At 42.0% G+C, this 11,530-nt stretch carries 6 protein-coding genes and 3 pseudogenes; 4 read left to right on the top strand and 5 right to left on the bottom strand.

What is annotated here, in order from left to right; translation table 11 throughout:
- From BN35_RS14415 to istA, 5 genes and pseudogenes are all read right to left on the bottom strand, one after another.
- Positions 1-158: arsenate reductase/protein-tyrosine-phosphatase family protein (locus BN35_RS14415; RefSeq protein ID WP_457920586.1), on the bottom strand; the 158-nt coding region annotated here is incomplete at its 3' end.
- A 32-nt stretch (positions 159-190) separates the two neighbouring features.
- Positions 191-904, bottom strand: a pseudogene (locus BN35_RS14240) (RteC domain-containing protein).
- A gap of 173 nt (positions 905-1,077) precedes the next feature.
- Entirely contained in the window at positions 1,078-3,021 is a 1,944-nt protein-coding gene (locus BN35_RS12200; protein WP_025877959.1) for a heavy metal translocating P-type ATPase, read from the bottom strand.
- A 220-nt stretch (positions 3,022-3,241) separates the two neighbouring features.
- Positions 3,242-3,982, bottom strand: a complete 741-nt coding sequence (gene istB, locus BN35_RS12195) for an IS21-like element helper ATPase IstB (RefSeq protein ID WP_025877962.1) — start codon at positions 3,980-3,982, stop codon at positions 3,242-3,244.
- A gap of 14 nt (positions 3,983-3,996) precedes the next feature.
- Positions 3,997-5,541: an IS21 family transposase gene (istA, locus tag BN35_RS12190; RefSeq protein ID WP_081410159.1), complete on the bottom strand. Its 1,545-nt coding sequence runs from the start codon at positions 5,539-5,541 to the stop codon at positions 3,997-3,999.
- Between the two features lie 473 nt (positions 5,542-6,014).
- Between istA and BN35_RS12185 the strand changes: the two genes are divergently transcribed.
- From BN35_RS12185 to BN35_RS12170, 4 genes and pseudogenes are all read left to right on the top strand, one after another.
- Positions 6,015-7,424 (top strand): DUF4099 domain-containing protein, encoded by a 1,410-nt coding sequence (locus BN35_RS12185; RefSeq protein WP_028901304.1) that lies wholly within the window; start codon positions 6,015-6,017, stop codon positions 7,422-7,424.
- 21 nt (positions 7,425-7,445) lie between these two features.
- A pseudogene (locus tag BN35_RS12180) lies at positions 7,446-7,808 on the top strand (toprim domain-containing protein); the annotation flags it as partial.
- Positions 7,809-8,380: 572 nt separating this feature from the next.
- Entirely contained in the window at positions 8,381-10,183 is a 1,803-nt protein-coding gene (locus tag BN35_RS12175) for a reverse transcriptase/maturase family protein (protein WP_025073207.1), read from the top strand.
- A 115-nt stretch (positions 10,184-10,298) separates the two neighbouring features.
- A pseudogene (locus BN35_RS12170) lies at positions 10,299-10,880 on the top strand (DNA topoisomerase); the annotation flags it as partial.
- Between the last annotated feature and the right edge of the window lie 650 nt (positions 10,881-11,530).

Raw genomic sequence — 11,530 nt, 5'->3', positions numbered from 1 at the left:
CTGAGCCCCATAACCTTTACCGCCATCGGATTAACCTTTTCAGCAGGTTTTGTTCCTGCTGAAAAGACATCCAGTTTATTGTCAAATGATTGCAAAAAGCCATGTGCCATTTGGCTGCGGCAGCTATTTCCTGATAATGAGAAGTGTTTAGTAGCCATTTCTATTATTTTTCTATTGACCACCTGATATTTTACCTGTTATCGTCATCATTCATTTTCTTGATAAGGTTATCTCTCAATGAATCAAGGTATAATGTCCGGCTGTCTTTCCGGTTTCGGATATTCAAATAAATGCGGTAAAACTCTCCGGCATCGGTATTAAAAACATTACAGAAATAATCTATCAATTCTTTAATATCAATATTTCCATAATCAATGCTTCCTTTTGCATATATAGCATAAATCAATTCGACAAGTTCTGTTTTAGTTCCTGTCCAAGTGTGTTTTATACGGGGAAATTTTGAATTATCCATTTCGTTTTCAGGATGCTTTTCAAGTTTTTTTAATTAAGCATTGAGATAAATGCGGAGCATCTCATTAGCTAATATTTTAGAAACCTTGTAATCAAAACTGGTAGAAAAATTATTGTCTCTTTCAAAGTAGAAACAATCGACATTCAACTCAATATCGGGCTCTACCCTAAGGAAATAATAACGATCAAGGTGAGTTTTCTCTGTCCTGTAATACTGGTAAAAATCTAAATTTTTATCAAAATAATCTTTTATTCTGTCTAATTCCTTTATAATATAATTTTTCTGTGCCGTATCACTTCCGGTCGGTCGCTTAGTTTCTATTTTATAAATCTCCGAAAAATAGATTAATTTACTGAAAAGTTGGGGTTTGTACTCTTTAAAAAAACATATTTCTTCCTCATCATTTTTGAACTTATAATCGTTCAGTTTCATCTTTAGTTGTTGCATAATTCCTTTTAGCAACAGAACTGCTTTTTTAGCTTTCCTCAGAGATGGTTCTTCTACCAGCTCAATGGCTTCAAGTTGAACATTCACTTTTTCGATTATAGTATTGACATGTTTATTCATAAGGCTATATTTTAGGTACAAACCCCAACAGGGCACAATTAAAATTTCATTTTTAAAATCTTAATAGCGTTCAATATTGCTAATAACGATACTCCAACATCAGCAAATACCGCTTCCCATAGGGTTGCAATACCTCCTGCACCCAGAATCAATACAATTAGTTTTACACCAAAAGCCAGACTTATATTTTGTATAACAATCCGGCGTGTAGCTTTACCTATTGTTATAGCCGTTGCTATCCGGATCGGTTGGTCTGTCTGTATAATGACATCTGCCGTTTCTATGGCAACGTCGCTACCCAGTCCACCCATCGCAATGCCTACATTGCTCATGGCAAGAACAGGAGCATCGTTTATCCCGTCACCCACAAAGGCAATGTTATTACCCGGCTCGGATTTCAACTGCTCTACATATTCCACTTTTCCTTCGGGTAGCAGATCACCATGCGCCTGCATGATATTCAATTCCGTGGCAAGCTGTGAAACGATGGCCTGTTTATCTCCTGACAACATTACAATATTTTTGATACCCAACTCGTGTAAAGCATTCACGGCTGTGGCTGCATCCTCTTTCGGAGCATCCGCTACCAGAATATATCCGGCATACGTACCATCGATTGCACATACGACAATCGTTTCGGGTATGGTAGCTAATTCCAGTGGAAACTCTACGTTATTCTTTATCAGCAATTTCGGATTGCCTACCAGAACAACTTTACCATTGATAGAAGCCTGTAAGCCGTGGCCTGCGATTTCGTTGACAACATCCGGCTTAATTACTTCGATATTCTGTTCTTTGGCATATTCTACAATGGCTTTCGCTATGGGATGCGTGCTTTGCGTTTCAATCGAAGCTATCAAGTTCACAAGATCAGTTTCGAGCAAATGATTTGCCGGAATTATCTTTTGCACTTTGAAAACTCCCTGTGTCAGCGTTCCGGTCTTGTCCATCACCACCGTATTTACTTTGGTGATAGCTTCCAGATAGTTACTTCCTTTAAATAGTATTCCGTTCCGGCTTGCCGCTCCGATACCACCAAAATAACCCAATGGAATGCTGATAACCAATGCACAAGGGCAGGATATAACAAGGAATACCAATCCACGATATACCCAATCGTACAGAACAAAGTTGAACGCCGGATTAATAGCAGAGTATACCAGTGGTGCCAACACGATAAGCGCAGCCAATGCCACCACTATCGGGGTATAAATGCGTGCAAACTTTCGGATGAACTGTTCTGCCGGAGCTTTTTTCTCGGTAGCATTCTGCACAAGGTCGAGAATGCGTGCCAGAGCACTCATACCGAAAGACTTGGTAATCTTTATTCGCGAAACGCTGTCGGTAAGTATCATTCCGGCAAATACCTCTTCATTCCTGCGAATGGTTCGGGGAACGCTCTCGCCTGTCAGGGCAGAAGTATTGAACGATGCCGATTCATTCAGCATCACACCGTCCAGTGGTACACGTTCTCCCACCTTAACTTCTACAATATCTCCCACATTTACACTTGCTGCCGATACGGTTTCTGTTTTATCCATCCTGATAACAGTAGCTGTTTCCGGACGGATATCAAGCAGGGCGCTGATGCTCCGTTTGGCACGGTGTATTGCTGCTTCCTGAAAGAGTTCGCCTACGGCATAGAACAACATCACGGCAACGCCTTCGGGGTATTCTCCGATAAAGAACGCCCCGATGGTAGCGATGCTCATTAAAGTAAATTCGCTGAATACGTCTTTCTGCCGAATGGCTTCCCATGCCTCCTTCATTACTGGTAAGCCTACCGGAATGTAAGCGATGATATACCAAGCAAGTTGAATCCACTTATCAGCAAAGAACGATAGTCCGGAAGCGGAGAAGATAATGCCTGCAATCAGCATCACAAAGGATATAGCTGTCCGGATGTAACTTCTTTTCTGCGAGGTTTCCATTTCCTGTTTGTTTTTGTCAACAACACAATTCCCATCATTGCAATTTCCCATAACTATTTTGTTTTACGATTATATCTATACGGTTTACCTATATTGGAAAAAATCGTTCAAATTGGCCCTATGTGCTCATTCAAATTGGCCCTATAGAGTTGCTGCGCATTTTTTCATTCAAAACCTGTTTAATATTTTCGTTTCAGGCTTACTTTTAATGCCGTTATTTATTATATTTTCATTGCAAAAATAGTTATAAATACTTTACATTCCAAGTAAATTACTTATTATTTGCTATTATTTTTCTCATAGATTCTCCTTTGAGTTCAATCCTGATGGCATTATGTACTATTCTGTCCATGATGGCATCCGCAACAGTTTTATCATCAATGGCATCGTACCATGCTCCCACCGGTATCTGCGAGGCAATGATTGTAGATTTTTTCCCATGCCTATCTTCAATAATATCCATGAGATGTGTTCTTGCCGTAGCATCAAAAGGCTGCAGTCCGAAGTCATCAAGTATTAGCAGCTCTGTTCGCTCTATTTTCTTGAGTTCCTGCAGTATAGTTCCCTTTGTCTTTGCCATTTTGAGTTGTGCCATGAGTCTTGCCGTGTTGGCATAGAGCACCTTGTGTCCTTTTTGACAGGCTTTATAGCCAAGAGCAGTAGCGATATAACTTTTTCCCGTCCCTGTACTTCCTACAAAAAAGATGTTTCTTGCTTCTGCCAAGAATCCAAGGTTTGCAAGTCTCTCCATCAGATTACGGTCCAGTCCTCTATCCATATTGTAGTCGATATGTTCAAGCGACGCCTCATATCTGAAGCTGGCTGTTTTGATAAGCCGATCGATGGTTCTGTTACATCTGTCATCCCATTCGTTGGTGATGAGCCAGGATATAAACTCATCGTTGGTCATCTTATCTAACGTAAAATTTTCCTGTGAGGCCTTGAAGGCTGCATGCATGCCCAGCAAGCGCATACGCTGCATACGGCTGAGTGTTTCTTCATTCATTGACATAATCTTGTTTCTTTTTAGTTATAATACTCTCTTCCTCTGATATTCTTATGAAGTGGTGTGGTAGGTGGCTCATTCATATCGTTCTCCTGCACACGATCCATTCCATTCTTGAGCGTTTCGCAGATGATCTGATAATTGTATAATCCCAAGGTTGCTGCATACTTGCAGGCTGCAACGAGTCTGTCCGTTCCTACTCTATCAGCAAGGGATAGTATTCCTTTGCATGACTTACAGGCTTGTAAGAGGAGTTTCTTCCCATCAATAACCCGCTCAAGGTATGTCTTTATAGTAATATCGATTTCCTCTGCCTTCTTTAGATATGGACTTGGATCATCCTCAAAGATTACTTGCTGACCTTTGGGAAGATGTTCCTTATCAGTGGTATAACCGAAGCCATCGTAACTTCTTTGGTGTTTGGCTATAAGCTTATAGTATAGGTAAACCTCAACGGTTTGTGAGGTGTAAAAGACGGTAACCTTCTTTCCCACATGGACATGTGGCACACTGTAGTAATGACCCTGTAGGCGGATATAGCCATTACGCTGCACGGTTAGAGTGAGTCGATGATGCAGTTCGTAGGGTACTAAAGGAAGTGGCTTCAGCATAGCCTTCTCTATGTCCTCAAACTGCTCTCTTCTGCTATAAGTCCTACCGGTGAGCACAGTGCCATTGTGTAGATCCAATGCAGACCATATTGCCTTGTTCAACGCCTCAAGACTCTGTCTATCTTTATCTTCAAGCAGAGGATAGATCTTTGCATAGCACAGTTTCACGGCATCCTCAACAAGCGCCTTGTCCTTAGGTCTTCTTACACGAGCCGGCATGACAACGGCTCCGTAGTGAGAGGCAAAAGCTTCGAAGTCATCATTGATAACGGCCTCATATCTGTTAGGACGCTTAACGGCAGATTTAAGATTATCAGGAACTATCATCGTAGGCACACCTCCAAAGAACTCCAAGGCATGTCTGCACGCCATAATAAGGTCATCCTTACTTTGGCTCATCACTACTTCCGCATAGGTAAGTTGGCTACATGGTAATATGGCAACAAAAAACTCTGCATACTTCTTCTTGCCCGATACCGGATCTATCAAATACTGCTTATCCCCTGCAAAATCAACATACATCTTCTCGCCGGCCTTATGTTCTATGTGCATAATGGTTTTCCCTTGGTCCATATATGCCCGTAAAAAACGATTGAAGCAGCAGTAAGAATAACCATCAGGATACTTTTCCTTGTACTCATGATACAAAATCTTCCTAGTCATGCCACGCTTCTTTAAACGCTTGGCATAATCCGGCAGTAAAGGAGAAAGCATCTCAAGTCTTGGGTAAACAGAGGATGTGGGAGAAAGCCCAAATAAATCACATAACTCTCCATCAGACATGGAAAGAAGTTCTTCCATAGAGAGTTTACTACGGTTATAAATCTCAAGGTACTTCCTTACTGTTGTTCGGGACATACCTAGTGTGTTAGCGATGGCACGAGAGCCATAACCAGCCTTACTAAGACAGAATACTTGTCGCAATTTGTTCATGACGATTGAATGATTAGGCATAGTTATCTGTAGTTATTAACGATTAGAAAATAATTTACAGATAAAGTTAAACCAGTCACTTCAAATACAACAAGCTAAATGATAAAAAACACATGGACCAGTGTCACGATTCCACCGGACCACTTTCAACGATTACTTGTGGACCACTTTCAATGAGCCAGAGGGGACCACTTTGTTCGATTATTTCCAATGAAATCATTAGAAAGTGTCTGAATTAAACGATGCACAACAAAAATATTCCCCACTTATCCAATGTGATAAATGGGGAATTTCTTTTTATGGCAATTATATACTACGTTGCAAAGGGACATTTTAGTTTTTCCTTAAATATAAGTAATGATATTACAGAATACAAATAATTATTTCACATAAATTCCCCTTATTTCCCACTTTTCCCGAAAACTTTTTTATCTCTTTATATACCTATAATTTAGCGGCTTGATAAGAGTATTCATCATTAAAATTATCAAGCAATGGAATCAAACAACAATGACAACTATGTGCTAGTCTTGGAAGACCGCACAGAGGTAAAGAACGAAAAGGAAACAGGGAAACTTTCCGTAGTTTCAGGTATTGACGACAAGGGCAACCTTAAAACCATCGACGCAATCGCTGCGAATCAGGCAGCGTTCTTGAAGTTTAACAACAAGGACGGACTTCTAAAAAACTTCATGAGCAATTTTCTCCGTCAGTTCAACGACCCATCTCGTTTCGGACTGTACAAAGTTTTGGCAAACAATGTAGAACAAGGTGTGGACAATCTTCGTACCATGCTGCAAAGTCGTGAAAAGCCAGAAAGCAAACAGCAACTGACAGAGATTGGAGTATCCTTTGACGATTATCTGCCGAAAAAGAAGAACGCCACAGTCATTAATGAGTCGAAGATCGATTGGAAGCAACTCGACAACCTCGGTCTTACCCGTGAGCGATTGGAGCAAAGTGGAGAGTTAGAAAAGATGCTTTCTTGGCAGAAGAGTAATCTTGTTACTATTGCCGTACCTATTGGTGATACAACGATCTACACCGAAGCACGTCTTGCATTTCGTACGGACGATAGTGGCAATATCGGCTTGGCTATCCACCCTTTACGCAAGGAGCCACAGCTCGACTTCCCCTATATGGGCTACAAGTTCTCGCCCGAGGAGAAAGAACAACTACTCACTACGGGCAACCTTGGCAAGACAATCGAAGTAACGCCCAAGAACGGCAATCCTTTTTCTGCCTATGTCTCCATCGATCCACAGACCAACGAAATTGTTGCCTTACGTGCCGACCGTGTGAACATTCCCAAGGAGATCAAGGGCGTGACACTCTCCGATGCACAGTACAAAGAGCTTGTGGAAGGCAAAGCCGTGAAGGTGGAGGGTATGACCGCCAAGAGCGGCAAGTCTTTCAACGCCACCTTGCAGGTCAATGCCGAGCGAAAGGGCATTGAGTTTATCTTTGGCGATAACAAGAGTTTAAGAGAACGACAGGAACACAAACAGGCTCAGCAGCAAAGTGTCCCACATAAGCTTTGCGGCTTGGAGTTATCAGAAAAACAGCGTGAAGCATTGGATAGCGGTCGCACACTATATCTAAAGAATATGGTGGACAAACAGGGACAACCTTTCAACGCCTACGTTCGTATGGACAAGGAGCAGAACCGCCCACGTTTTTACAAGTGGAATCCTGACAAGAAGCAGGATGCTGGCAAGGAAAAGGTGGTTGCTGTAGCCGAAGAACACAAAACGCAGGTAGCCGTGAACAACCACGGCAAGACGAATGAAGCCACCAAGAATGTGAAAGAGCCCTTGAAGACGGGACAGACACAACCTACTTCCGAGCAGAAGCAAAAGCAGGACGAAAACAAACATAAGATGTCCCGTGGACGTAAGATGTAACCCTTAATTCTATTATTGACTATGACAACTTGTATTATTGCCGAGAAACCCTCGGTAGCCAGAGATATTGCCCGCATCGTAGGGGCAACGAACAAGCAGGATGGATATTTAGAAGGAAGTGGGTATCTCGTTACATGGGCAATGGGACACCTTATTACCCTTGCTATGCCTGAAGCCTACGGCTTTTCTGCCTACAAATCCGAAGATCTGCCCATCCGTCCCAATCCTTTCCTGTTAGTTGTACGACAAGTGCGTAAGGACAAGGAGTATATATCCGATCCAGCAGCGCTTAAACAGCTCAAAGTGATACGCTCCTGCTTTGACAAAGCAGACCGCATCATCGTAGCCACCGATGCAGGACGTGAGGGTGAACTCATCTTTCGCTAGTGCGCCCATAAGGCTGCATAATAAATATCTCTTTAGCAAGAGATTAGGTTCGTGTTCTTTGAGATAATAACCTACTACCAACCGACTTATCCGGCGGGGAAACCCAATGGGGAGTGTAGCATGTCGGTAAAGGCATAAGTCCACAAATTGCTATGTGGCGACTGAATGACAAGGTAGAAAGACAAACATAAGGATGAAGCCTGAATTGGTTGAACGATAGTCCAGTGGCTGTTAAATGAGCCGTGACGGAAGGCAATTATAAACGTCACGCTGTAGTACTCTTCCGGTGTATCGGACGGACGGAGTAAAAGAACAAACTACAGCACAACCGCAATATGCGGAGAAAAGGTCGAACGTCGCATCCGACAGTTTGTCGTGCTAATAGTTATTATGCAAGCTAAATGGGGATTGCCTAAGTTTGGACGCCGAAAGGCTATGAGGTTTTGCCTCTGAAAACCCAATATGGCAACGGAGCTTTCGTAGTAGTCCGAGCAGGGGAAAGCCCTGTACATGGCGAAGGGAAGCAGTTGGTAATTTTTAATACAAACAAAGAAAAACGTGTGAGACGTATGAGAAATTCAGAGAATGTATTAAACATTTTAAGTGAACACAGCAATGTTTCGGGCTACAAGTTCGAAAGGCTGTACCGAATTTTATTCAATGAACAAATGTTCTATGCCGCCTATCAGCGTATCTATGCCAAACAAGGCAACATGACATCCGGCACGGACGGCAAAACTGTCGACCAGATGAGCGTTCAAAGAATAGAAAGCCTTATTGTAAGTCTCAGAAATGAGTCCTACAAGCCACATCCCGCAAGGAGGGTGTACATTCCCAAGAAGAACGGAAAGAAACGACCGCTTGGAATACCCTCTTTCGAGGATAAACTGGTGCAAGAGGTAGTTCGAATGATTCTTGAAGCCATTTATGAAGGGTATTTTGAATGCTCATCACATGGTTTCAGACCCAAGAGAAGCTGCCATACTGCACTGACCCACATTCAGAAGTCGTTCAGCGGGACAAAGTGGTTCATTGAGGGAGACATCAAAGGCTTCTTTGACAACATCAACCACGAAGTTCTGATAAACACTCTAAGAGAACGGATAGCCGATGAAAGGTTCATTCGCCTTATCAGAAAATTTTTGAATGCAGGGTATGTCGAAGACTGGAAATTTCATAAAACGTACAGCGGAACACCGCAGGGTGGTTTGATTAGTCCTATTTTGGCAAACATCTATCTTGACAGGTTCGACAAGTACATAAAGGAATACGCTCAATCATTCGACAAAGGCAGGGAAAGGCAAAGCAGTACAGAATACAAAAGACTTGAAAACAAAAGAAGCAAGCTGGTAATTAAGGCTAAATCCGTTGAAGATGAATCGGTCAGAACAAACCTGATTGATGAGATACGGAAGGTCGAGAGAGAAATAATTAAAACGCCTTATGGTTTAAACATGGATGAAACGTTTAAAAGATTAAAGTATGTGAGGTATGCTGACGATTTCCTAATCGGAGTTATCGGCAGCAAAGCGGAATGTGTCGAGATTAAAGCGAACATTGCTCGGTTTATGAGCGAGAAACTCCATTTGGAATTATCAAATGAAAAGACGCTTATCACTCATGCACAGAAGCCTGCTAAATTCCTCGGATATGAAGTCTCTATTCGCAAATCCCAAGCACTAAGGCATAATAGGAATGGTATTTTAAGAAGACCGTTCAATGGTCGAATCGTTCTACGTGTTGCGAACGAGATAGTTAAAAAGAAGTTACTGGACTATGATGCAATATCCGTTGGGCAAGCCAACGGCAAAGAAGTCTGGAAACCCAAAACTCGTTCTTACATGATAGGCATGAAGCCGGAAGATATTATGGCGCAGTATAATGCGGAAATAAGAGGATTCTATAACTACTATTCTATCGCCAACGATATTTCATATCTCGGCAACTCATTTGGATTTAATATGGAATACAGTATGTTTAAAACGATTGCTCAAAAGCAAAACAGTACACTTGCACAGACAATAAAAAAACTCCGCAGGGGTAAAAACTTTATTGTCGACTATGTGGACGGCAAAGGGCAAAAGAAGGTCAGAGTATTCTATAATGAAGGTTTTAAAAGAAAAACGGCAAAAGGTTATGCTCAATGCGACAACATTCCCAACACAAACATTAACCCCTATCCAAGCCTAATTGAAAGGTTAAAGGCTGAAAAGTGTGAGTTATGCGGTGCACAAGGCAAAACGGTGATGCATCATGTGCGTACCCTCAAAGACCTGAAAGGGGATAACGAGCGGGAGCAACTGATGTTAAAAAGACATCGCAAGACCTTAGCCCTATGTGAAACCTGTAATGCTAAAATTGATGTTCGCTAAAATGACAAAAACCAACGGAGAGCCGTATACAAGGAGACTTGTACGTACGGTTCGGGGGCAGGCTCTCGGAAACCTACCGTCACAAGACGGCAAGGCGCCAAGTGCCGAGCCTACCATCTATCAACATCTTGGTTGCAGAAAGCCTTTCGACCGTCTTTGGATTTCATCATTGACGGACAAAGCCATTCGTGAAGGACTTTCCAATCTCAAACCGGGAAACAACTACGACAATCTATATTACTCCGCCAAGTCAAGAAGCGAAGCCGACTGGCTCATGGGTATCAATGCCAGCCGTGCATTGTCCATCGCCCGCAAAGGGGGCTATTCCTTGGGACGGGTACAGACCCCAACCCTTGCTATGGTCTGCCGTCGGTACATAGAGAACCGTGATTTTTCTTCCGTACCCTATTGGAAACTCTCCGCACTCATGGAGAAAGAGGGCATATCGCTGAAAGCCGTTGGCTGTAAAGACTATGAGAATGAAGCATTGGCACAGACTGCTCTTGCTTCGCTTCGCAGTCAGAGCCAGCTTAAAGTTGAATCGGTCGCAAGAAAGGTGGGACATACGTCACCACCACTCTTGTACGACCTTACTGCCTTGCAGAAGGAAACCAACAGACGCCACGGCTTTTCAGCAGACAAGACCCTCTCGATAGCCCAGAGCCTCTATGAGAAGAAAATCACGACCTATCCCCGCAAAAGATTTTAAAATTTTGTATCTTTCAGATAATCAATAAAATAACAATGAATAAAGAAGAAATGGGTTACGATTTGGAAACGAGTGAGTTTCTTTCCCTTTCATTATTCTGCAATGCCTCAAAGAACTCTCTGTTCTATGTTGCAAAGATATAAAACTTTCACAAGATAATATACAGTTTTCAAGAAATTCAGAGAAAAATCTTCAACAGCATTTCTTAAATAATTTTTCTTAATATAATAATGTGTCTTGATTCTATTTTAACAAAAATCGGTGATTTCATTTTCCAAAATGTTAAAAAAGAGGCTATTACGTTATTTTTTCTCCAATTTTCTTGGATTTGCGATTTAGAATACGTATTTTCGCATATATAACCCCGTATGTCATTTGATCATGAAGTACTTACAACCGTTCTTGAATAATCTATATCTCACCACGTATTACCTTCCAATCCGCGGTGTTTCTCTCTAAGGTTGGAACTTTTCCGTACCCAACCTGTCTTTTCTTTGCTTTATTCAATATTCTATTACCTTATATGCTTAGGGCTTATGAAACATTATTTACCTATTATTTCTATTACTTCACTATTACTATGTCTCTCTCCGAGCATACACGCCCAGTCTCCCGGTGGTGTCAATGGTGCCGATCTG

This window comes from Hoylesella timonensis 4401737 = DSM 22865 = JCM 15640 (assembly GCF_000455445.1).
Classification (GTDB): domain Bacteria; phylum Bacteroidota; class Bacteroidia; order Bacteroidales; family Bacteroidaceae; genus Prevotella; species Prevotella timonensis.
Note: the sequence above shows the minus strand (reverse complement) of the source record. Positions and strands in the feature narration are given on the sequence as shown.